The 20,492-nt window shown below is 64.9% G+C and carries 30 protein-coding genes and 1 riboswitch; of the genes, 20 read left to right on the top strand and 10 right to left on the bottom strand.

Annotated features, from left to right (window positions below; all coding sequences use genetic code 11):
- The first annotated feature begins 96 nt into the window (after nucleotides 1-96).
- Nucleotides 97-225: riboswitch (TPP riboswitch) on the top strand.
- From AAFG50_RS32915 to thiC, 5 genes are all read left to right on the top strand, one after another.
- Nucleotides 213-1,223 carry an FAD-dependent oxidoreductase gene (locus AAFG50_RS32915; protein ID WP_028176291.1) on the top strand — a complete coding sequence of 337 codons (1,011 nt, stop codon included), beginning with the start codon at nucleotides 213-215 and terminating at the stop codon, nucleotides 1,221-1,223. It overlaps the preceding riboswitch by 13 nt.
- A gap of 7 nt (nucleotides 1,224-1,230) precedes the next feature.
- Complete coding sequence (gene thiS / locus AAFG50_RS32920; RefSeq protein ID WP_011089396.1) at nucleotides 1,231-1,428, top strand: sulfur carrier protein ThiS; 198 nt, start codon at nucleotides 1,231-1,233, stop codon at nucleotides 1,426-1,428.
- A 171-nt stretch (nucleotides 1,429-1,599) separates the two neighbouring features.
- Nucleotides 1,600-2,382 (top strand): thiazole synthase, encoded by a 783-nt coding sequence (locus AAFG50_RS32925; protein WP_028176292.1) that lies wholly within the window; start codon nucleotides 1,600-1,602, stop codon nucleotides 2,380-2,382.
- Entirely contained in the window at nucleotides 2,369-2,977 is a 609-nt protein-coding gene (locus AAFG50_RS32930) for a thiamine phosphate synthase (protein WP_028176293.1), read from the top strand. The genes AAFG50_RS32925 and AAFG50_RS32930 overlap by 14 nt, the downstream gene beginning before the upstream one ends.
- Before the next feature lie 199 nt (nucleotides 2,978-3,176).
- On the top strand, nucleotides 3,177-5,075 hold the full coding sequence (gene thiC, locus AAFG50_RS32935; RefSeq protein ID WP_028176294.1) for a phosphomethylpyrimidine synthase ThiC: 1,899 nt from the start codon (nucleotides 3,177-3,179) through the stop codon (nucleotides 5,073-5,075).
- 125 nt (nucleotides 5,076-5,200) lie between these two features.
- Here the strand turns inward: thiC and AAFG50_RS32940 are convergent, their stop codons facing one another.
- The gene (locus AAFG50_RS32940; protein ID WP_028176295.1) at nucleotides 5,201-5,650 is read right to left on the bottom strand and encodes a hypothetical protein; all 450 of its coding nucleotides are present in this window, start codon (nucleotides 5,648-5,650) and stop codon (nucleotides 5,201-5,203) included.
- 111 nt (nucleotides 5,651-5,761) lie between these two features.
- On the opposite strand from AAFG50_RS32940, the gene AAFG50_RS32945 reads away from it, so the two are divergent.
- On the top strand, nucleotides 5,762-6,313 hold the full coding sequence (locus tag AAFG50_RS32945) for a mismatch-specific DNA-glycosylase (RefSeq protein WP_039185825.1): 552 nt from the start codon (nucleotides 5,762-5,764) through the stop codon (nucleotides 6,311-6,313).
- 160 nt (nucleotides 6,314-6,473) lie between these two features.
- Here the strand turns inward: AAFG50_RS32945 and AAFG50_RS32950 are convergent, their stop codons facing one another.
- The gene (locus AAFG50_RS32950) at nucleotides 6,474-7,202 is read right to left on the bottom strand and encodes an SDR family oxidoreductase (RefSeq protein WP_028176297.1); all 729 of its coding nucleotides are present in this window, start codon (nucleotides 7,200-7,202) and stop codon (nucleotides 6,474-6,476) included.
- A 205-nt stretch (nucleotides 7,203-7,407) separates the two neighbouring features.
- Here AAFG50_RS32950 and AAFG50_RS32955 point away from each other — a divergent pair, with 205 nt between their 5' ends.
- Together AAFG50_RS32955 and AAFG50_RS32960 are read left to right on the top strand one after the other, a co-directional pair.
- Nucleotides 7,408-8,055: a glutathione S-transferase family protein gene (locus AAFG50_RS32955; RefSeq protein WP_028176298.1), complete on the top strand. Its 648-nt coding sequence runs from the start codon at nucleotides 7,408-7,410 to the stop codon at nucleotides 8,053-8,055.
- A gap of 106 nt (nucleotides 8,056-8,161) precedes the next feature.
- A complete protein-coding gene (locus AAFG50_RS32960) occupies nucleotides 8,162-8,857 on the top strand; it encodes a glutathione S-transferase family protein (RefSeq protein ID WP_028176299.1) in 696 nt (231 codons plus the stop codon).
- Nucleotides 8,858-8,961: 104 nt separating this feature from the next.
- Here AAFG50_RS32960 and AAFG50_RS32965 read toward each other — a convergent pair whose 3' ends face one another.
- Nucleotides 8,962-9,396, bottom strand: a complete 435-nt coding sequence (locus tag AAFG50_RS32965) for a hypothetical protein (protein ID WP_028176300.1) — start codon at nucleotides 9,394-9,396, stop codon at nucleotides 8,962-8,964.
- A gap of 479 nt (nucleotides 9,397-9,875) precedes the next feature.
- Here AAFG50_RS32965 and AAFG50_RS32970 point away from each other — a divergent pair, with 479 nt between their 5' ends.
- The 4 genes from AAFG50_RS32970 to AAFG50_RS32985 all read left to right on the top strand — a co-directional run bounded on the left by AAFG50_RS32970 (nucleotide 9,876) and on the right by AAFG50_RS32985 (nucleotide 11,899).
- Entirely contained in the window at nucleotides 9,876-10,259 is a 384-nt protein-coding gene (locus AAFG50_RS32970) for a RidA family protein (protein WP_028176301.1), read from the top strand.
- Nucleotides 10,260-10,402: 143 nt separating this feature from the next.
- Nucleotides 10,403-10,663: a hypothetical protein gene (locus AAFG50_RS32975; protein WP_028176302.1), complete on the top strand. Its 261-nt coding sequence runs from the start codon at nucleotides 10,403-10,405 to the stop codon at nucleotides 10,661-10,663.
- A gap of 239 nt (nucleotides 10,664-10,902) precedes the next feature.
- Nucleotides 10,903-11,154 (top strand): hypothetical protein, encoded by a 252-nt coding sequence (locus tag AAFG50_RS32980; RefSeq protein WP_028176303.1) that lies wholly within the window; start codon nucleotides 10,903-10,905, stop codon nucleotides 11,152-11,154.
- A gap of 106 nt (nucleotides 11,155-11,260) precedes the next feature.
- Complete coding sequence (locus tag AAFG50_RS32985; protein ID WP_028176304.1) at nucleotides 11,261-11,899, top strand: hypothetical protein; 639 nt, start codon at nucleotides 11,261-11,263, stop codon at nucleotides 11,897-11,899.
- A gap of 129 nt (nucleotides 11,900-12,028) precedes the next feature.
- Here the strand turns inward: AAFG50_RS32985 and AAFG50_RS32990 are convergent, their stop codons facing one another.
- Complete coding sequence (locus AAFG50_RS32990; protein WP_028176305.1) at nucleotides 12,029-12,514, bottom strand: molecular chaperone DnaJ; 486 nt, start codon at nucleotides 12,512-12,514, stop codon at nucleotides 12,029-12,031.
- 111 nt (nucleotides 12,515-12,625) lie between these two features.
- On the opposite strand from AAFG50_RS32990, the gene AAFG50_RS32995 reads away from it, so the two are divergent.
- Nucleotides 12,626-13,393 carry an SDR family oxidoreductase gene (locus AAFG50_RS32995; RefSeq protein ID WP_028176306.1) on the top strand — a complete coding sequence of 256 codons (768 nt, stop codon included), beginning with the start codon at nucleotides 12,626-12,628 and terminating at the stop codon, nucleotides 13,391-13,393.
- Between the two features lie 285 nt (nucleotides 13,394-13,678).
- Entirely contained in the window at nucleotides 13,679-13,924 is a 246-nt protein-coding gene (locus tag AAFG50_RS33000) for a helix-turn-helix domain-containing protein (protein ID WP_027547911.1), read from the top strand.
- A 26-nt stretch (nucleotides 13,925-13,950) separates the two neighbouring features.
- On the opposite strand, the gene AAFG50_RS33005 is transcribed toward AAFG50_RS33000, so the two are convergent.
- Nucleotides 13,951-14,349, bottom strand: a complete 399-nt coding sequence (locus AAFG50_RS33005; RefSeq protein WP_231166565.1) for a hypothetical protein — start codon at nucleotides 14,347-14,349, stop codon at nucleotides 13,951-13,953.
- A 41-nt stretch (nucleotides 14,350-14,390) separates the two neighbouring features.
- On the opposite strand from AAFG50_RS33005, the gene AAFG50_RS33010 reads away from it, so the two are divergent.
- Nucleotides 14,391-14,909 carry a collagen-like protein gene (locus AAFG50_RS33010; protein WP_039185833.1) on the top strand — a complete coding sequence of 173 codons (519 nt, stop codon included), beginning with the start codon at nucleotides 14,391-14,393 and terminating at the stop codon, nucleotides 14,907-14,909.
- Nucleotides 14,910-15,005: 96 nt separating this feature from the next.
- On the opposite strand, the gene AAFG50_RS33015 is transcribed toward AAFG50_RS33010, so the two are convergent.
- Nucleotides 15,006-15,227, bottom strand: coding sequence for a hypothetical protein (locus AAFG50_RS33015; protein WP_028176308.1), 222 nt, complete (start codon nucleotides 15,225-15,227; stop codon nucleotides 15,006-15,008).
- Between the two features lie 96 nt (nucleotides 15,228-15,323).
- Nucleotides 15,324-15,590, bottom strand: a complete 267-nt coding sequence (locus tag AAFG50_RS33020; RefSeq protein ID WP_028176309.1) for a DUF2277 domain-containing protein — start codon at nucleotides 15,588-15,590, stop codon at nucleotides 15,324-15,326.
- A gap of 124 nt (nucleotides 15,591-15,714) precedes the next feature.
- Here AAFG50_RS33020 and AAFG50_RS33025 point away from each other — a divergent pair, with 124 nt between their 5' ends.
- The 3 genes from AAFG50_RS33025 to AAFG50_RS33035 all read left to right on the top strand — a co-directional run bounded on the left by AAFG50_RS33025 (nucleotide 15,715) and on the right by AAFG50_RS33035 (nucleotide 17,983).
- Complete coding sequence (locus tag AAFG50_RS33025) at nucleotides 15,715-16,776, top strand: alpha/beta fold hydrolase (RefSeq protein WP_028176310.1); 1,062 nt, start codon at nucleotides 15,715-15,717, stop codon at nucleotides 16,774-16,776.
- A gap of 174 nt (nucleotides 16,777-16,950) precedes the next feature.
- Nucleotides 16,951-17,304, top strand: coding sequence for a hypothetical protein (locus tag AAFG50_RS33030; protein WP_028176311.1), 354 nt, complete (start codon nucleotides 16,951-16,953; stop codon nucleotides 17,302-17,304).
- 76 nt (nucleotides 17,305-17,380) lie between these two features.
- Nucleotides 17,381-17,983, top strand: a complete 603-nt coding sequence (locus tag AAFG50_RS33035; protein WP_028176312.1) for a pyridoxamine 5'-phosphate oxidase family protein — start codon at nucleotides 17,381-17,383, stop codon at nucleotides 17,981-17,983.
- A 130-nt stretch (nucleotides 17,984-18,113) separates the two neighbouring features.
- Here AAFG50_RS33035 and bfr read toward each other — a convergent pair whose 3' ends face one another.
- The 3 genes from bfr to AAFG50_RS33050 all read right to left on the bottom strand — a co-directional run bounded on the left by bfr (nucleotide 18,114) and on the right by AAFG50_RS33050 (nucleotide 19,473).
- Nucleotides 18,114-18,602: a bacterioferritin gene (gene bfr / locus AAFG50_RS33040; RefSeq protein WP_011089420.1), complete on the bottom strand. Its 489-nt coding sequence runs from the start codon at nucleotides 18,600-18,602 to the stop codon at nucleotides 18,114-18,116.
- 133 nt (nucleotides 18,603-18,735) lie between these two features.
- The gene (locus tag AAFG50_RS33045; protein WP_011089421.1) at nucleotides 18,736-19,008 is read right to left on the bottom strand and encodes a (2Fe-2S)-binding protein; all 273 of its coding nucleotides are present in this window, start codon (nucleotides 19,006-19,008) and stop codon (nucleotides 18,736-18,738) included.
- Nucleotides 19,009-19,170: 162 nt separating this feature from the next.
- Complete coding sequence (locus AAFG50_RS33050; protein ID WP_028176313.1) at nucleotides 19,171-19,473, bottom strand: hypothetical protein; 303 nt, start codon at nucleotides 19,471-19,473, stop codon at nucleotides 19,171-19,173.
- A gap of 134 nt (nucleotides 19,474-19,607) precedes the next feature.
- Here AAFG50_RS33050 and AAFG50_RS33055 point away from each other — a divergent pair, with 134 nt between their 5' ends.
- Together AAFG50_RS33055 and AAFG50_RS33060 are read left to right on the top strand one after the other, a co-directional pair.
- Nucleotides 19,608-19,943 carry a hypothetical protein gene (locus AAFG50_RS33055; protein ID WP_028176314.1) on the top strand — a complete coding sequence of 112 codons (336 nt, stop codon included), beginning with the start codon at nucleotides 19,608-19,610 and terminating at the stop codon, nucleotides 19,941-19,943.
- 211 nt (nucleotides 19,944-20,154) lie between these two features.
- A complete protein-coding gene (locus AAFG50_RS33060) occupies nucleotides 20,155-20,436 on the top strand; it encodes a hypothetical protein (protein ID WP_011089423.1) in 282 nt (93 codons plus the stop codon).
- Nucleotides 20,437-20,492 lie beyond the last annotated feature (56 nt).

Raw genomic sequence — 20,492 nt, forward strand, 5'->3', positions numbered from 1 at the left:
GAATCTCGAGATTCCGGGCTCGATGCTTCGCATCGCCCCGGAATGACTGCCCTGTGGCTAACGCGTTGACCACCCCGCCCCGCTGGCATACATTGGCACCGTTCCGAGGGGTGCTCCGAGGAGGAGCTGAGATACCGCTAAATGGGCAAATCCGCCCAGGACCGCGGTGACCCTTTGAACCTGATCCGGGTCATGCCGGCGAAGGGACAGGGATGTTACAGACGACCAAGCGAGCGGAATCCGCGGTATCCATCATCGGCGCAGGCATTGCGGGCGCCTGGCAGGCGCTGCTGTTCGCGCAGGCCGGCCACGCCGTGACCTTGCACGAGCGCGGCGACGCTGCGATGACGGACTCCACCAGCCACTGGGCCGGCGGCATGCTGGCGCCATGGTGCGAGGCCGAGGTCGCCGAACCCATCATCAGCCGGCTGGGCCAGCGCTCCCTCGACATCTGGCGGCGCGAGCTGCCCGACACACCCTTCAACGGTTCCCTGGTCGTCGCCCATCCGCGCGAGCGCAACGATTTCGAGCGCTTTGCCCGGATGACCGAAGAGCACCGCCGGCTCGATGCAGCTAGCCTCGCCGAGCTCGAGCCGTCGCTGGAAGGCCGCTTCCGCGACGCCCTGTTCTTCCCGACCGAGGGCCATGTCGAGCCGCGCCGCGTGCTGCCGAAGCTGCACGAACGCATCCGCGCCGCCGGCGGCACCATCAAGTTCTCCAGCGACGTCAGCGCCGCCGATCTCGACGGCATCGTGATCGACTGCCGCGGCCTGTCCGCGCGCGACGAGCAGCCTGACCTGCGCGGCGTCAAGGGCGAGATGATCCTGATCGAGACGAGCGAGGTGCAGCTGGCGCGCCCGGTGCGGCTGATCCATCCGCGCTGGCCGCTCTACGTGATCCCGCGCGAGGACAATCTGTTCATGCTGGGGGCGACCTCGATCGAGGCCGAGGACACCGGCGTCAGCGTCCGCTCGGCGCTGGAGCTCTTGGGTGCGGCCTATACGGTGCACCCGGCGTTTGGCGAGGCACGCATCGTCGAGTTCGGCTCGGGCCTTCGCCCCGCTTTCCCCGACAATCTGCCGCGCATCGGCATTCGCGGCGGCAGGATCACCGTCAACGGGCTCTACCGCCACGGCTTCCTGATCGCGCCGGCGCTCGCCGAGCTGACGCTGCAATACGTCCAGCGCGGCCAGATCGACAACGAGGTGATGCAATGCGGGTGATCGTGCAATGCTTGTGATCATCAACGGTGAGCAGCGCGAGGTGGCTTCAGTCAGCGTGGACGCGCTGCTCTCCGAGCTCGACTACGAAGGCACCCATTTCGCGATCGCGCTCAACTACGACGTCGTGCCGAAGAGCCGCTGGGCCGAGACTAGCTTGAAGGCCGGCGACGAGATCGAGATCATCACGCCGCGGCAGGGAGGGTGAGGGGATGATAGCACACTCTCTCCACTTGTCGTCCCCGCGAAGGCGGGGACCCATAACCACAGGGAGCGGTTATGGCGGCCGATCTCTCCCCGCATGCCCCAAGAGAAATCACGCGGTATGGGTCCCCGCCTTCGCGGGGACGACAGTTGAACTTGAGGAGACACCTCGCACATGGTGACCTTCTACGGCAAATCCTTCGCCTCGCGCCTCTTGATCGGCAGCGCGCTCTATCCTTCGCCGGCGATCATGCAGGCGGCGATCCGCGCCGCCGGCTCGAACATCGTCACGGTGTCGCTGCGGCGAGAATCCGCCGGCGGCAAGACCGGCGATGCGTTCTGGAATCTGATCCGCGAGCTCGACGTCACCGTGCTGCCGAACACCGCCGGCTGCCGCAGCGTGCGCGAGGCGGTGACGACCGCAAAGCTCGCGCGCGAACTGTTCGGCACAAGCTGGATCAAGCTGGAAGTGATCGCCGACAACGACACGCTCCAGCCCGACGTCGTCGGCCTGGTCGAAGCAGCAAGCCTCCTGATCAAGGACGGTTTTGAAGTGTTCCCCTATTGCACCGAGGATCTCTCGGTCGCCAACCGCCTGGTCGATGCCGGCTGCAAGGTGGTGATGCCGTGGGCCGCGCCGATCGGCTCGGCCCGGGGCATCACCAACCGCGATGCGCTGAAGCTCTTGCGCGACCGCCTGCCCGACATCACGCTGGTGGTCGACGCCGGCCTGGGCGCGCCGAGCCACGCGGCGCAGGCGCTGGAGCTCGGCTATGACGCCGTGCTGCTCAACACCGCCATCGCAAAAGCCGCCGATCCCGTCGCCATGGCCAATGCCTTCCGCCTGGGTGTCGAGGCCGGCCGCACCGCCTTTGAGGCCGGGCTGATGAACGCCCGCGACTTCGCCTCCCCCTCCACCCCTGTCGTTGGGACCCCGTTCTGGCATGCCGTATCCTGATCGCTTCTACCCTGTCGTCGACAGCCTCGCCTGGGTCGAGCGCCTGACCAAGCTCGGCGTCGGCACGATTCAACTGCGCGCGAAAGACCTGAACGACGCCGAAGCGCTGCAGATCGTCACCGACGCGCTCGCCATCACCGAGGGCACGCAGGCCAAGCTCGTGGTGAACGATTACTGGCGCGCGGCGATCGTCGCCGGCGCAAAGTATCTGCATCTCGGCCAGGAGGACCTCGCCGACGCCGATCTCAAGGCCATCCGCGAGGCCGGTCTGTCGCTCGGCATCTCCACCCATGACGACGCCGAGCTTGCGACCGCGCTCGCCGCCAAGCCGGATTACATCGCGCTGGGCCCGATTTTCTTCACCACCTTGAAGTCGATGCGCTTCGAGCCGCAGGGCATTCCGAAGATCACGGAATGGAAAAAGCGCATCGGCACCATCCCGCTGGTCGCGATCGGCGGCATCAAGTTCGAGCACGCCGCGGAGATTTTTGCCGCGGGCGCCGATTCCATCGCTGTCGTCAGCGACGTCACGCAAAATGCCGACCCCGACGCGCGGGTGCGGCAATGGCTCGGCGAGTCGAAGGAGGCGGCGTGATGCACGCTCTCTCACCCCACACTCCACTGTCATCGCCCGGCTTGACCGGGCGATCCAGTACGCCGCAGCTTCTCGACTCTAGCCGCACCGCCTCGGAATACTGGATCCCCGCCCCCCGTGCGCAATTGCGCACTAGGCGGGGATGACAGCGGTATTTGCCTCTCGCGCAGCGACATCAACGAATTAACCGGAGGATCCCATGAACATCCGCTCCAACCCCGATAAGACCGTCCCCGCCGTCACCACCGGCCCGCTGCCCTCCTCGCGCAAGATCTTTGCCTCGCCCGATGCGGCCCCCGATCTGCGGGTGCCCCTGCGCGAGATCATCCTGTCCGAAGGCGCCGGCGAGCCGAACCTGCCGGTGTACGACACCTCCGGCCCCTACACCGATCCGTCCGTGACCATCGACGTCAACGCCGGCCTTGCCCGCAACCGCAAGCAATGGGTGCTGGAGCGCGGCGGCGTCGAGGAATATGAGGGCCGCCAGGTCAAGCCGGAGGACAACGGCAACCTCTCCACCGACAAGGCCGCGCGCGCGTTCAGCGCCTATCACAAGCCGCTGCGCGGCCTCGACGGCCACAAGATCACGCAGCTCGAATTCGCCCGCGCCGGCATCATCACCAAGGAGATGATCTACGTCGCCGCGCGCGAAAATCTCGGCCGCAAGGAGCAGCTCGAGCGCGCGGAAGCAGCGCTCGCCGACGGCGAGAGTTTTGGCGCCGAGGTCCCCGCCTTCATCACCCCGGAGTTCGTCCGCTCCGAGATCGCGCGCGGCCGCGCCATCATCCCCTGCAACATCAACCACTCAGAACTCGAGCCGATGATCATCGGCCGCAACTTCCTGACCAAGATCAACGCCAATATCGGCAACTCGGCCGTCACGTCGTCGGTCGAGGAGGAGGTCGAGAAGATGGTGTGGGCGATCCGCTGGGGCGCCGACACCGTGATGGACCTCTCGACGGGGCGCAACATCCACACCACCCGCGAATGGATCCTGCGCAACGCGCCGGTGCCGATCGGCACCGTTCCCATTTATCAGGCGCTGGAGAAGTGCAACGGCGATCCGGTCAAGCTGACCTGGGAGCTCTACAAGGACACGCTGATCGAGCAGTGCGAGCAGGGCGTCGACTATTTCACCATCCACGCCGGCGTGCGCCTGTCCTACATCCACCTCACCGCCAACCGCGTCACCGGCATCGTCAGCCGCGGCGGCTCGATCATGGCGAAGTGGTGCCTGGCGCATCACAAGGAGAGCTTCCTCTATACGCATTTCGACGAGATCTGCGACCTCATGCGCAAGTATGACGTCTCGTTCTCGCTCGGCGACGGCCTGCGCCCCGGCTCGATCGCGGACGCGAACGACCGCGCCCAGTTCGCGGAGCTGGAGACGCTCGGCGAGCTGACCAAGATCGCGTGGGACAAGGGCTGCCAGGTCATGATCGAAGGCCCCGGCCACGTGCCGATGCACAAGATCAAGATCAACATGGACAAGCAGCTTAGGGAGTGCGGCGAGGCGCCGTTCTACACGCTTGGACCGCTGACCACCGACATCGCGCCGGGCTACGACCACATCACCTCAGGCATTGGCGCGGCCATGATCGGCTGGTTCGGCTGCGCGATGCTCTGCTACGTCACCCCGAAGGAGCATCTCGGCCTGCCCGATCGCAACGACGTCAAGACCGGCGTCATCACCTACAAGATCGCGGCCCACGCCTCCGATCTCGCCAAGGGCCACCCCGCCGCCCAGCTCCGCGACGACGCGCTGTCCCGCGCCCGTTTCGACTTCCGCTGGAGCGACCAGTTCAACCTCGGCCTCGACCCTGATACCGCGAAAAACTTCCACGACGAGACCCTGCCGAAGGAAGCCCACAAGGTCGCCCATTTCTGCTCGATGTGCGGCCCGAAATTCTGCTCGATGAAGATCACGCAGGACGTACGGGACTATGCGGCGACGCTGAACGACCCGAACTCGATCGGCATGTCGATGAGCGGCACCGCCGAGGACGGCATGGCTAAGATGAGCGCGAAGTTCAAGGAGATGGGCAGCAGCGTTTATCTGGATGCGGAGAAGGTGAAGGAGAGTAATCGGGTGTTGTGAGGCAATCACAACCTAGCTTTGAGGGATCGCGATGTTTGATTTTGTTCCGAAACGACCGATTCCTCAGGAGCAGGACTCTGCCATCCGGCTGACTGTATGGACGCTGATGAACGAAGCTTATCAGATCAGGTGCGTCGATCCTGGTACTCTTGTTCTGTCAGGTCCTCCGGATCATGATCGCAGATTGAAAATGACCAATTCGTCCTCTGGCGAACCGGATCGTTTTGGCGCCCCCCGAGGAACCACCAGGATCTGAATTCCGGATTATCGTAGATCGACAGCACGTCGCCATTTTCAAACACAAGATCGAGCTGCTCCTTACTCACAATCGTCGTTTCGGCGATTTTCGTTCGGAGGATGCGATCAACACTCAAGGATTTATGATTGCCATAGATCTCGTAAGAGAAATTGACCGTACCATCGGACGATCTGAACGAGAAACGGTCCGCGACGTTCAACAAGGCATTTTCACCCTCAAACCAGAACATGATGTGATACTTGTCGATCGTCACTTGGTAGAGTTCCCATCCTATGATGGGACCGAAATCAAGGCGTTCACTAAAACCAATTGCCATTTCTATGGTCTTCCCGATTCGCCGCCGGCAAGCAAAGCTGGATAAGCGTAGCGAGATCTGGTGTCTTTGTCGTCCCGCATATCGCTCCGCTCATGCGGGCTGGAGCCGCGGATGATTGACGTGTCGAACGCACCCCCCCACCGCCTCCCCGACCAGCTCCGCCCCCACCTCCGCCTCGTCTTCGTCGGCACCGCCGCCTCTACGCGCTCGGCCGAACTCGGGCACTACTACGCCCATCCCGGCAACCGCTTCTGGCGCGCGATCCATGAGGCCGGCATCACGCCGCGGCGTTATCAGCCGGGCGAGTTCGCGTCGCTGCTCGATCTCGGGATCGGCTTCACCGATCTCTCCAAGACCGGCGCCGGGATGGATCACCAGATCGCGACTGACACGATCGACGTGCCCGGCTTCAGGGCCAAGATCGAGAAGTATCGGCCGAGGACGATTGCGTTCACGAGCAAGAAAGCGGCGAGCTTGTTTTACGGCAGGCCGTCGAGCGGGATTTCGCTGGGGCGGCAGCCGCGGGATGGAAGCTGGCCTGAGGTGTTCGTGCTGCCCTCGCCGTCCGGTGCTGCGTCCGGGCATTGGACGCTGGAGCCGTGGCGAGAACTGGCGGCGTGGATTGCTGCGCTGGACGTTCAACACCCACAGACCTCATCCTGAGGAGACCGCCACCGGGTCCGCGCAATGCGCGGCCCGATGACAGGCTCCGCAGTCGTCTCGAAGGATGGCCGCGGGCGAGATGATGGGGCCTGCATGGTTCGAGACGGCGCTTCGCGCCTCCTCACCATGAGGAATGGACACCGTCACCCGCGCATGCGCCCTAAAGATCGAAATTGGTCGGCAACATCACCACGTCTCGAATGGTCATGCCGCGCGGCCGCGTCAGCATGAACATCACGACCTCGGCCACGTCGCTGGCTTCCAGCAGGCTTCCCGAGTCCCTGGCTTCCTTCAGCTTCTCGGGCGGCCAGTCCGCGAGCAGCGCGCTGACGACCGGGCCGGGCGAGATCGAGCCCACGCGAATGCCATGCTTGAAGACCTGGCGCCGCACCGTCTGGACGAAGCAGTTGATCGCCCATTTGGACGACGCATAGACCGGCTCCCACGGCGTCGGAAAATGCGCCGCCAGCGAACTCGTGACGATGATGTCGCCGGTCCGGCGTTCGATCATGTGCGGTAGCACGTCGTGCACGTTTTTCATCACGACGTTGACATTCAGGTTCAGCATCCGGTCGATCGCCATGGTGTCGGCATCGACCAGATCGCCGCCGACATACGTGCCTGCGTTTGCATGCAGGATGTCGAGCTGGCCGGCCTTCTCCAAGACGCGCGGCAACAGCGTTGCGCAGTCTTCTGGATCGAGCAGGTCGACGACCAGCGGGATCACGGTGTCGCCGTGCTTGTTGCAGAGCGCCTTCAGCGCAGCCTCGTCGCGATCGACCATCACCACGCGCGCGCCCGCAGCCAGCATCGCCTCGGCACTCGCCAATCCGATGCCGGACGCGGCTCCGGTCACGGCGGCAACCTTGCCTTCCAATTCTCTCGCCATGGGGGCACCATCCTGCTGAGATTGGCAGTATAGCGATCCAAAGCGACCTGGCGAAGTGGATCACGTCGCAAAACGGTCAACGCGCGTAGGCAATGGGTTTCGCTTTGTTCTACCCATCCTACGCGCCAGAAAACGCGATAGGTTGTCGGAACCCACCCGGCCCGTTCGTCCTCTGGACAATACGCCACCACCCCGGAGCCCCCCGATGCCCACCATCACCGCCTTCGAAAGCTCGCCCGACCGCGGCAGGGGACAGGCGCGCGACATGCGGGTTCGCTGGGCGCTGGAGGAAGTCGGCCAGCCCTACGACGTCCGCCTCGTCTCGTTCGCGGCGATGAAGCAACCGGCGCATCTTGCGCTGCATCCGTTCGGGCAGATCCCGACCTTCGAGGACGGCGATCTCGCGCTGTTTGAATCGGGCGCGATCGTGCTCCATCTCGCCGAGCGCCATGCCGGGCTGCTGCCGCTCGAGGCAAATCCGAGGGGCCGCGCGATTGCATGGATGTTTGCCGCGCTCAATACGCTGGAGCCGCCGATCGTCGAGCTCGGAATGGCGATGCTGTTCGAGCGCGACAAGAGCTGGTACGAGGCGCGCCTGCCCATGTTGCAGGATCGCGTCCGTACCAGGCTCGGCGAGTTGTCCCGTCGCCTCGGCGATGCCGACTGGCTCGACGGAGCGTTCAGCGCCGGCGATCTCATGATGGTGACGGTGCTGCGCCGGCTCAACACCTCCGGCCTGCTGGACGAATACCCTGACATCGCCGCGTACGTCGCCCGCGGCGAAGCCCGGCCGGCGTTCAGGCGTGCGTTCGAGGCGCAGTCGGCGGTGTTCACCGCCGCGTCGCGTTCGTAGGAGCGGCGCCCCACGCTCAACCGTCGTCCTGACGAATTCCGCCGGCCCATTGCGTCCGTCTCCCCGCCCCTGCATGCTGCCTCCGCCAACACGGAGGAGCCCGCCCATGCTGACGCTCTACTCCTACCCAAAGCTGTTCGGCGTCGCCGACAACAACGGCTACGGCCTCAAGGTCTACGCCTTCCTGAAGCTCGCCGGCGTGCCGTTCGTGCACGAGCATGTCTTCGATGCCTCCGCCGCGCCGCGCGGGCAGCTGCCCTACATCGTCGACGACGGCGAGACCATCGGCGACAGCGAGACGATCATCGCGCATGCGATCGCGAAATATCGCCTGGGCATCGATGCCGGGCTTTCGCAGGACGCACGGAGGACCAATCACTTCGTCACCCGCATGCTGGACGATCTCTACTGGGTGATGTCGTACTCGCGCTGGAAGGACGAGCGCTACTATCCGGCCTTCCGCGACGCCTTCATCGCGCAGCATCCGCAGATCAATGCGGAAGGATTCGAGAAGGCGAAGGCGTATAACGCGCAGCGCTATCATTACCAGGGCATCGGCCGCTACACGCCGGAGCAGGCCTATGCGCGAGGCCTTGCGGACCTCGAGGTGCTGGCCGAGATCGTCCCCACTGCGGGTTTCGTGCACGGCGAAGCGCCAACCAGCGTCGATGCCGGCATCTACGGCTTCATCGCCAACATCCACTACTTCCCGATCCCGACGCCGCTGAAGGCGTTCGTCGATGCACACGCCAATCTCGTCGCGCATTGCGAGCGGATCCATGCGGCGGTGACGGGAGCGTAGGGAGCCGTAGGGTGGGCAAAGCGAAGCGTGCCCACCAACTCTTTCGTCCGAGCTGACACCGATGGTGGGCACGGCGCTTACGCGCCTTTGCCCACCCTACGCACCTACCGCATCGTGATCGCGAGACCGCTGAGATCCGCGTTCGCCATCAGGCCGGTCTGGTAGCCCGACAGTTCCAGCACCGCGCCCTTCTGGTTGGTGAGCACGATGGCGCGGGCGCCGCGGCCGACGGCAAGGCCGGCGCCGGCGGCACCGTAGACGCCGGCAACGTCGGAGGGACGGTTGATGTTGGAGACGCGGCCGCGCAGCACGGTCTTGGAGCCGCCGAAGACGAGGCCGTAGTCGAGCCCGCCGGTCGAGAGCCCATAGGAGCGGCCGCGGAAGTTCAGCACGCCGGAGCCGCCGGAGCCGCCGATGATCCAGCCCGCCTTGTAGATCGTCAGCACCACGGTGCCGCCGTCGGCCATCGCCGAGGTCGAGAGCCCGGCAAGCGCCGCGATGGCGACCAGCGCGGCGCGAAGGGTGGAAGCGATCTTCATGGGGCGTCTCCGGGGGCTATTTTTCAAGGGAGGGATCGAATCAGACGGTCGAATCTATCCGATGGATCGCGGCGGGAACATGATGGGGTGGACGTGAGGCGCAAGGTGCAGCATCGCATTCAACTGTCATCGCCCGCGCAGGCGGGCGATCCAGTATTCCAGAGACGGCGGTGGCTGAACGGGGAAGCCGCGGCGTACTGGATGCCCCGGTCAAGCCGGGGCATGACGGCGGAGCTTGGTGCCGCAGGACGGGCAACTTCATGATGCCATTCTGCCCCTGTTTTGCCCGACGGAGCAAGCGATTGCTTCGGCGTTACCGAATTCAAAAAAGCCCAATGATTTCGGCGTGATCCCTACTATGCATGGGGTTGTTTTCGCGGTTTTCGTTTTTGCCCCCTGCGCCGCCTCCCTCATGGCGATTGCAACTCCCCCGCATGTCGCTACGCTGATGGGCCCTGCACGACCCCCGAGGTGATCCCATGCCGATCCAGCATTTCGCGCCCCCGCCGCATGTGAAGGCACCGCCGCTGTCCTTTGCGACGCGCGTCGGCGATCTCCTGTTCGTCTCCGGCATTCCCGGCTTCGACGGCAATGGCGCGCTGCCCGACGGCTTCGAGGCGCAGTTCGCCAACGTCGCCATCAACATCAAGCGCGTGCTGGCCGAGGCCGGCGCAACCGTCCGCGATCTCGTCAAGGTCAGCGTGCTTCTGACGCGTGCCTCCGACGTTGCCGCCATGAACGCGCTCTATGCCGGCGCCTTCGGTCCGCCGCCCTATCCGGCACGCACCACCTGCGTGGTGCACGCGCTGCCCGATCCGCGGATGCTGATCGAGATCGAGGCGGTGGCGTCGCTTTCGAAGTGAGCAGTGTGACTTGCCGGGCACGCGGCCAAACCAAGTGCCCTGCATCGCCTGACATGTCCGTGAACGGCGGCTCCCCGGCTTGCAAAGGGCCGGCTTTTACCGCACGAATTTTCGGGTCACACTTCCCCACAAGGAGATATTTCATGCGTCGCGTTCTCGCCCTCTGTGCCGTTGCCGGCATCGCCACCTCCGTGTTCGCCGTGCCCGCATCCGCGGCGCCCGGGTATTACGTGATCCGCTGGGACAACACCGGCATCTGCCAGGTCTGGAACGAGGACCTGAAGTACAAGCCGTTCCAGTGGGGCGCTTCGACCTACAAGGTCGTCAGCAAGCCGCTCCCGACCTTCACGGCCGCCTCCGACCTCCAGATCAAGCTGCGCGGGGAGCGCCGCTGCACGCTCTGAGCCTGACGCGACAGACGGGATTTGCAGGGCGGATCGCGCGAGCGATCCGCCCTCTTCTTTGGGCGCGCGGCCCCACATTTTCCGGCCAAAATCCCGCATTTCCGGCGCACGCGCCTTGAACCTGATCAACAGGCGGAACTACTCACATCTTGTCCGGGGCGCGCCCCCCAAAAGCGCCCCGCACCCGCCTCCCGTCATTGTCGGGAGGCGCATCACATCTTTCATTTAAGGAGCTGATCATGCGTCGTATTTCCGTGCTGTGCGCTGCCGCCGGTCTTGCCGTCACTGCCTTCGTCGCCGCGAGCCCCGCGGAGGCCAGCTATCACCTGATCCGCTGGCAGGACACCGGCTTCTGCCAGATCTGGGACGAGAGCATCCCGACCACGCCGTGGCCCTCCGACTACGCCCGCGTCAGCGCTACCGTGCCGACCTTCGTCGACGCACTCGCGCTGAAGGACCACGCGTTGAGAAACGGCCACTGCACCTGGTAGGATTCGATCGGCGGACGACAAGGGTCGGGCAAGGATGCGCTGCTAGCATCCTTGCCCGTTCGCGTTTCTATCCAGCGTTTCTACTCAGCTCCCGCGGGATCAATCGATGCGCAGGCTCACCACGACGGCAGCGATCCTCGCTGCATCGCTCGCACTCGTCTCCACATCGCCGGCGCAGGCGCCGCAATCCTTCCGCGTGATCTCGCCGATCTTCGGCCAGCTTGTCAGCTTCGCGATGCCGTCGAACTTCGTCGCGGTGTTCGAGAACACCAAGGGCGGCCACTACATCCGCGAAGCCGTGCTGAGGGGCGAGACGCCGGAACGCTGGACGCAGATGATCACGGTCACCGGCGAGAAGGGCATGACGCTGACTCAAGGCGCCTCGCCCGAGGCACTCGCAGGCTCCATCGCCGGCGGCTTCAAATCGGCCTGCCCCGACAGCTTTGCGGCACAGCCGCTCGGCGCCACGAATTTCGGCCGCTTCGAGGGTTTTGTCGCGGTGATCGGCTGCGGCCGCGTCGACAGCGGCCCGACCCGCCACAGCGAGACCGCCCTGCTGGTCACGCTGAAGGGCACGACCGACTACTACACCATCCAATGGGCCGAACGCGGCCCCGAGAGCGACGAGCCGCCGGTCAATGACGAACGCTGGCAAACCCGCCTGCGCGAACTCGGCCCGATCGAGCTCTGCCCGATCGTACCAGGTGAAGCCGCACCCTATCCGAGCTGCGTGAGCAAGAGCTGAGATTAGAAACAGCGCAGACGCCGTAGGGTGGGCAAAGCGAAGCGTGCCCACCATTCCATCCATCGCGAAGATGGTGGTCACTGCGCAAATGCGTCTTTGCCCACCCTACGAGATCTCGTCTGAGCGCTCTCACGCGTCCTTGTGCGCGCCGGGATGGATCAGGAGGTCGCGCGCGGCGGCGAGGTCGATGAAGGCTTCCGCGCTGCCGCCGCGGTCGGGATGCATGCCCTTGGCGGCGCGACGATAGGCCTGGTTGATGTCCTCGCAGGTGAGCTGCACCGCGAGCGGCAGGCCGAGCACCTTGCGGGCGCGATCCTCGCTCGAGAGTTTCTTCGGCGTCGCGTTGCGGCGGCCGAAGCGCGGCGCGGTCAGACCATGGACGACATCGAGGACCACGCCGAGGCGGCGCTGGGCCGCCAGCATGACGCTGCGATCGTCATTGTCCACAGCCTGGCGCAGCACCGGAAGCGCCTGCTCGGCGGCCTGTCGCAGCGTGACATCGGGGCTCATCCGCGCGATCTCGGCCACGAGCCGGCCCGCCTCGGCCCAATCGGCCGGCTCCGCCGACCGCAGGCGCTCGAGCGCCAATTTCCAGGATTCAAGCCGTTCCATCATGCGCGCAACGTTTAGCAATGAGAATCAGTATGCCAAGGCCGCCGTTTCCGACCCCTTAATTTCGAGTTAGCCTTTCATGAAATTTCGAAACGAATCCGGGAGGAAAATGTCATGGCATTGCTTGCAAACCACATCGCCGTCGTCACCGGCGCCGGTTCCGGCATCGGCCGGGCGATCGCGGCCGGCTACGCGCGCGAAGGCGCACAAGTGGTGCTGCTCGACGTCAACGCCGACACCGTCGCGGAAGGGGCGCAGAAGATCCGCAAGGCGGGCGGCAGGGCCGAGAGCTTCGCGCTCGACGTGACCAGGCGCGACGACTGCTTTGCTCTGGCCAGGCAAGTCGCCGACAAGGTCGGGCAGGTCTCGATCCTCGTCAACAATGCCGGCATCACCCGCCGCAACGCCTTCACCGCGGAGACGGAGACGGTGGCGAAGGACTGGAACGACATCATCTCGCTCAACCTCAACGGCGTCTTCAACATGACGCAGGCCTTCCTCGCTCCCTTGCGCGCAGCCAAGGGCCGCATCGTCAATATTGGCTCGATCCAGTCCTTCGTGCATCTGCGCACGCCGAGCTCGGCGGCCTACACCACCTCCAAGCACGGCGTGCTCGGCTTCACCAAGGCGCTCGCGGCCGAGCTCGGCAAGGAAGGCGTGCGCGTCAACGCGATCGGGCCGGGCTTCATCGAGACCAACATCAACGCCAATGTGCGCGCCACCAATCCGGCGCTGGTGCAGGCCTTCGTCGATCACACCCCGCTGGCGCGCACCGGCAAGCCCGAGGACATCGTGGGTCCCGCGATCTTCCTTGCGTCGGATATGTCGGCCTACGTCACGGGAACGATCGTGATGGTGGACGGCGGATATCGGACGGTGTGAGGGGGACGCTTTCACCACCCGCTCAGTGTCATCGTCCGCCTTGTGCGCAATTGCGCACTGGGGCGGGGCATGACAGCGAATGTGCGGCGCAAGATACGTCCGCATCACCATGCATCTCGCGCCAATCGCGGCGGCTTCGCGGCAATCCCAAGGTCAATTGGTGCGATCGCCCGCGGTTAACCTTTCATTAACCAAACCCGCCCACCGTGGATTTACGGCTTGGGGGTCGTTTGTTCTCGATCCGCTTCCAACGATGGAAGCGGGCGTTGGTCGGGAGGTGTATTGATGACCACTGTTCATGTCGCCGCGCCGCAGGGCGCAGAATTCCTTGCTCCAAACCAGATCGTTCCGCTGCTGATCGGTGCGACCGTCGACGAGGTCGAGCGCGAGCTCGTGCTCCAGACGCTCGCCCGCTGTGACGGCAATCGCACACGCGCCGCGCGCGTGCTCGGCCTGTCGGTACGCACGCTGCGCAACAAGATCAGGCTCTATGCCGCCTCCGGCATCGACGTGCCGGCCTATCAGGACTAACCAGCGCGTGGCCGCGCGGAGGTCGATCAGTCCGCCGGCGGCGCGCGGCGCGACGATGTGCTGCGAAACAGCCGACGCAGCTCCTGCTGCAGATACGCGCCGGCGAGAACCGCGAGCGCGATGATCGCGACCGCGGCCGCGATCAGCTCGATCGCGCGGAGAACGAAGGCCGTCATGACAGCCCATGACCCCTGCGGCTCTTCGGCGAAAGCAACCGGCACGATATCGGGCACCAACAGCTGGGCAAGGCCGAGCGCAGCGGCAAAAGTGACTGCAGACAAGCAGAACATTTTCCACGCTTCGCGCATCGGTCGCTCCTCGTGAGGTTGTGGCCGCGCGCCCTTCAGTGACACGCCGTCGCGTGCCGCCGGTTGATGTTGATCAATCGGGGGGCGATGCGCGGACAGAATTGCTGCTGTCGTCAAACGACGCTAAGTAGCTTGCTTCCGGTCAAGGGAGCAGTGGCGTGGCAGACGAACAGAAACGGCAGGGACCTCAGGGCCCGCGCGGGCGGCAAGGCGAGCCGGGACGGCCGGGACCGCAGGGTCATCCGGGCCGGCGCGGCCCGGACGGCGCGCGCGGCAAGCCGGGACCGCAAGGCAAGCCGGGACCGATCGGAAAGGCTGGCCCCGCAGGCAAGCCCGGCCCGCAAGGCAAGCAGGGCGAGGCCGGTCCGCGTGGCGCTGCCGGGGCGCAGGGACCTGTCGGACCGCAAGGCCCAGTGGGGCCGCAGGGCCCGCGCGGCGAGGCCGGCCCGCCCGGCCAGTTGCCGTCGATCGAGCAGGTATTGCCCTGGCTCGAACAGCTCTTCGACGCCTGGGACGAGCGCCGCCGCCAGCGCGAGCGTGAAGCCGCCGAGCGCGAGGCGCTGGAGGCCGCCGTGCAGGAAACCGACGAGCCGATCGCCGGTGACGAGAGCGACGACGGCGAAGACGACGACCACAAGAAAAAGAAGAAAAAGAAGAAGCACGGCCACAGGGATTAGTGGCCGCGGCTCAGCAAGAGATCCGCTTACGATTTCCGGGTCCCGGCTCTGCGGCGCACCGCTGAAGAAGCGCCGCGTCCGGGACACGAGCCCGGATCAGGAAGCCCTTGAGGAATCATCCTTACGTGGCAGCATGCCCATGCGCTCGAACTGCCAGCGCATGGCGCGATACCAGAGATAGCCGACCGCCGCGCCGCACAGCGCCAGGATGACGACGCTCGCGCTCGAGAACGAACCGCCCCACCACATCATCCACGCGGTCCACAGCAGCGTGAAGATGATGGCACCTGCTTTGAGCGGAAGAAGGGGGCGGGTCATGGTCGTGCTCCGGGTTGGCAAAACCCCGGCAGACATCATCGCAAGTCGAGGCGCCCCATACCGTGAGCCAGATCACGGAACGGGACAGTGGATCCGCTAGCCAAAGCGCAGCCGCGAGCGCTCCTTGGCCCTTTCCGCCTCGACCTCGCGGTCGCGCGCCGGCGCATGGGTGTGCAGCGAGGTGAGGAGCTTTCGCGCCGCCTCCGAGACCTCGGCCACGGCGCGGTCGAACGCCGCCTCGTTGGCCTGCGACGGCCTGTTGAAGCCCGACAATTTGCGCACGAACTGCAAGGCCGAGGCATGGATCTCGTCCTCCGTCGCCGGCGGCTCGAAGTTGAACAGCGTCTTGATGTTGCGGCACATGCAGTCACTCCCGATGTTTACCTCGAGGACGATCGGCGGAGCCAAAATCCTACATCCTTCTGGAGAGTTTTGCTAAGATCGCCGCAACGCGGCCGCCGGATACGAGCCGCATGGGGAGAGAAACATGAAGACTTCTTGCGCGGCGCTGTCGGCCATTCTGCTGTCCATCTCGGCGTCGGCGATGGCTGCCGATTATCCTGCACCGAAACAGGGCGACTGGATCGCCAGGGATTTCAAGTTCCACACCGGCGAGGTCATGCCGGAGTTGCGGCTGCATTACACCACCGTCGGCGAGCCGAGCGGGCAACCGGTGCTGGTGCTGCATGGCACCGGCGGCTCGGGCGCAAGCATGCTGACGCCAAGCTTCGCCGGCGAGCTGTTCGGCGCGGGCCAGTCGCTCGACGCCACCAAATACTACATCATCATTCCCGACGGCATCGGCCATGGCAAATCGTCAAAACCGTCCGACGGCATGAAGACCGGCTTTCCGAAATACGACTACGACGACATGGTCGAGGCGCAGTACCGCCTCGTGACGGAAGGACTCGGCGTCAAGCATCTGCGGCTCGTCATCGGCAATTCGATGGGCGGCATGCACACCTGGCTGTGGGGCGAGAAATATCCGAAGGCGATGGACGCGCTGATCCCGATGGCCTCGCAACCGACCGAGATGGCATCGCGCAACTGGATGCTGCGGCGGATCATGCTCGACACCATCCGCAACGACCCCGACTACAATGGCGGCAACTACTCCAGCCAGCCGCGCATGATGAAATACGCCGTCACCGCCTACGGCATCGCGAGCATCGGCGGAACGCTGGCCTATCAATCGCAGGCGCCGACGGCGGCCAAGGCCGACAAGATCGTCGACGAGCGGCTCGCGACGCCGATCACGGCCGATGCCAACGACTTCGTCTACCAGTGGGAGTCCTCGCACGACTACAATGCCGGGGAGAAGCTGGAGCAGATCGAAGCCTCGTTGCTGCTGATCAACTCCGCCGACGACGAGCGTAACCCGCCGGAGACCGGCCTCACGGACGCGGCGATGAAGCAGGTCAAGAACGGCCGCCTGTATCTGATCCCCGCCAGCACCGAAACGCGCGGTCACGGCACCACCGGCAATGCAAAGTTCTACAGCGAGCAGGTCAGGCAATTGCTGCAAACCGCGCCGCAACGGACGATGTAGAATCGGCGGGCTGCACGTCCTCATATCGCAATGCATCATGTGCGGCGCCTCTCGCGCCGCATATTATTTGAGCATGCAATGCGCTGACAGCTCGGGCTTAATCGCGTCAGCGACACGAATCGAGGCGCGGAGCGATCGCGCGCCATTGGCACGACACGCGATGAGGAGGATCGCATGCGCAGGCTCGCACTGTGCGTTTGGCTGGCTGCGATGACGGCGCTGACGAGCGCGGCGTTTGCGTTCGACAACGGGCAATATGATCACGTCCCGCCCGACATCCGCGCTTGGTTCAAGAGCGTGATCGCGCCGAACGGCGTGCCCTGCTGCGACATCTCCGACGGTCATCGCACGGACTATGACGTGCGCAACGGCGCCTATTGGGTACCGATCGAGGGACAGTGGATGGCAGTGCCCGAACGCGCCATCATCCGCGACCGCGGCAACCCGGTCGGCCGGGCCGTGGTGTGGTACGTCCACCATCGCGGCACCATCATCATCAGCTGCTTCGTGCCCGCCGATGCAGTGTAGCGCGTCGTGATGGATTTCATTGGCTGGGGCGGCCCGATCGGGTAGCTTGCCCCCAAGCTGATGCGGAGACACGCCGTTGACCGATCTTTGCGCCCAAGACCTCGCCACCATCTATGCCAAGCCGAGCCCGCGCGTGATAGCAAAGGCACGTCCCGCGATCGATGCGCATGCAAAGAAGTTCATCGAGATGTCGCCGTTCTGCGTGCTCGCGACGTCAGGCGCGGACGGCAGCGTCGACGCCTCGCCGCGCGGCGGCGGCATCGGCTTCGTCCACGTCGCCGGCCCCAACCAGCTGCTGATGCCCGACCGCTCCGGCAACAACCGGATCGACAGTTTTCGCAACGTCGTCGAAGGCTCGGGCTTCGTGCATCTGCTGTTCTTCGTCCCCGGCATCGACGAGACGCTGCGCGTCGGCGGGCGCGGCACGCTGTCCGCCGATCCGGATCTGCTTGCCTCGATGGTGGAATTCGGCAAGCCACCGCGCGCGGTGCTGAACGTCGCGGTCAGCGAAGTCTATTTCCACTGCGGCAAGGCGCTGATGCGCTCGAAGCTGTGGTCGCCGGAGAAGGTGCAGCGCTCGGTGATGCCGAGCATCGTCGAGGTCATTCACGACCAGACGGGCTTGGGCGAACCGGAGAGTCAGGAGATCGTGGAAGAGCGCTACAAGCAGCAGCTGTAGGCGCGCTTTCGTTCCGCAAACAGATCGTCATGCCCGGGCTTGTCCCGGGCATTCACGTCTTCATTGCGCGCAGCACGGGGATGGCCGGGTCAAGCCCGGCCATGACGAATGGAGAGCCCGCGGTCGGAGCTTAATGCCCCTCGCCCTCGAGCCCGCCGACGTGCTTCTGGGTGTAGAGCTCGAGGCCGATGCGGCCGATCAGGTCGAGCTGGGTTTCGAGGAAGTCGATGTGGTGCTCCTCGTCGCTCATCAGCTTCTCGAACAGGTCGCGCGTGACGTAGTCCTTGACGCCGTGGCAGTAGGTCGCCGCTTCCTGGTAGAGCGCCCGCGCGCTCATCTCGGCGGCGAGATCGCACTCGATGATCTCCTTGACGTTCTGGCCGATGCGCAGGGGATCGAGCACCTGCATGTTCGGGAAGCCGTCGAAGAACAGGATGCGCGCGGTGAGCTTGTCGGCGTGCTCCATCTCCTCGATGGATTCCTTGCGCCAGACCTTGGCCATGTCCAGCAGGCCCCAATTGTCGAGGAAGCGGTAGTGCAGCCAGTACTGGTTGATCGCAGTCAGCTCGTGACGCAGTGCCTTGTTGAGGTAGTCGATGACTTTTGCGTCGCCCTGCATGGTTCACTCCAGCTCTTGCAGTCCAACTCGATCCTAAACCGAATTTAGAACGCTTCTAAATGAGTTTACGGAAGGGGGCAACCGGCTACGGGGACGCAGCGGGGGAAAAGCTCAGCCGACAGCGCGGAAGATTTCAGCAGGCCGCGAGCGCGAACTGGGCGGACTCGGCCGTCTCGTCATTGGCGGCCACGGTGTGGCTGTGCGGGCAGCCGGAGCAGCAGGACTTGGCGCACGGGCCAAGCGCTTCATCGATGATGGTCTTGATCGTCCGCGCGCAGCGGCCGCATTCGGCGCTACAGCCGAGGCAGCCATAGACCTGCTTGGCATGGCGCACGGCGTCGTCGGACTCGGCCACAGCGGCGCGGATGTCGTCATCGCTCAGCACGTTACAGGAACAAACGATCATGGAAGCGGCAGGCCCTTCGGTGATGCGCCATCATCGATATTTAACGGGCCAGCCGGATGCAAAGGGAAAAACCGGTATTTGAAGCTATTCCAAACTGACCCGGAAACAGCCTAGAACGGCTCTAAAACAGGGTGTTGCGCTGGATCAAGATGGCGGCCGGATCTAGTCGCCGCCACCGCCTCCCCCACCGTCGCCGCCGCCTCCGCAATCCCCGCCGCTGCTGCCGCTATCGCTGCTGGAACAGCTGCCGGTGTCGGTCGAGTTCCCCGAGCTGTCGCTGGAAAACCAGCTTCCCAGCGAGAAGCCGTCGCTGGTCCCCGAATAGCTGTCGCCGCCGCCATCGCTGCCGGCCCCTGCGCGGGAGCGGCGTTGGCCGCGATTCTGGAGGTGGGTGATCCAGCCGTAGCCGATGGCGAAGACGATCCCGGCAGCAATCAATGCATTGATCATCGCGTTGCCCATCATCGCCTCCCTGGCGGAGCTGCGGTCCACACCAATTCGTCGCACCCGGCCAAGGTGCCGTTCATTGATCATTCAAACGAAGTATGGAACTTTACCCCCCAAAGAGTTCCCGCGTGTTTGTGCGAAAGGTCAAGCCAATGAAGAAGTCGCTCCTGGCAGTCGCTGCCCTCACCGCTGTGGCCCTGACGGCCGGGACGCCGGCCCATGCGCAGCGCGGCGTCGCTGCCGGCGTGGCGGCTGGGATCATCGGCGGCGCCATTGTCGGCGGCGCGCTCGCTTCCCCGTATTATTACGGACCCGGGCCGGGCTACGCGTATGGTCCGGGTTATGGCCCTGGTTACTACCCGCCCCGCTACTACGCGCCGGGCCCGGGTTATGTCGCCGACGACTATTACGGCGGTTGCGTCTGGCAGAGGCAGCGCTTCTGGGACGGCTATGGCTGGCGCGTCCGCCGCGTCAGGGTCTGTGGCTGAGGCGCCAAAAGCCGGTTCACGACGGATGCGCCGTTCATCTCGGAGCCCGAAAAAGACCGCTTTTTCTCGTCACAGCTCTGTGTGCGTTTACCGTGGATTGACCATTTGCGCGCTTCCTAGCTGCAAGGCTAATTCCATCAGAGTGTGCGTGAACCTTTGAACCCCGGGCGCCTCTAACAAGGGGAACCCATCTCCCAGGAGAGCCAAGAGCATGAAGAAGACTTTAGTTGCCGCCCTCACGGTTGCGACGGTCGCCGGTTCGCTGGTGACCGCTGCTCCGTCCGCAAAGGCCCATGACGGCGTCGGCGCGGGCATCGCGGCCGGCCTGATCGGCGGCGCCATCGTCGGCGGCGCGATCGCCTCGAGCCGTCCGGCCTATGGCGGCCCCGTCTACGTCGCCGAGCCCCCGCCGCCCGCGCCCTGCTACTGGCAGCGTCAGCGTTACTGGGACGGTTACGGCTGGGTCATCCGCCCGGTTCGCGTCTGCTACTGATCTGATCGCCATGGCGCTCGTGAGCGCCGCGATCGAAGCCCGGCCGAGACCATCGG

Origin of the sequence: Bradyrhizobium sp. B039 (assembly GCF_038965675.1) — a bacterium.
Classification (GTDB): Bacteria; Pseudomonadota; Alphaproteobacteria; order Rhizobiales; family Xanthobacteraceae; genus Bradyrhizobium; species Bradyrhizobium diazoefficiens.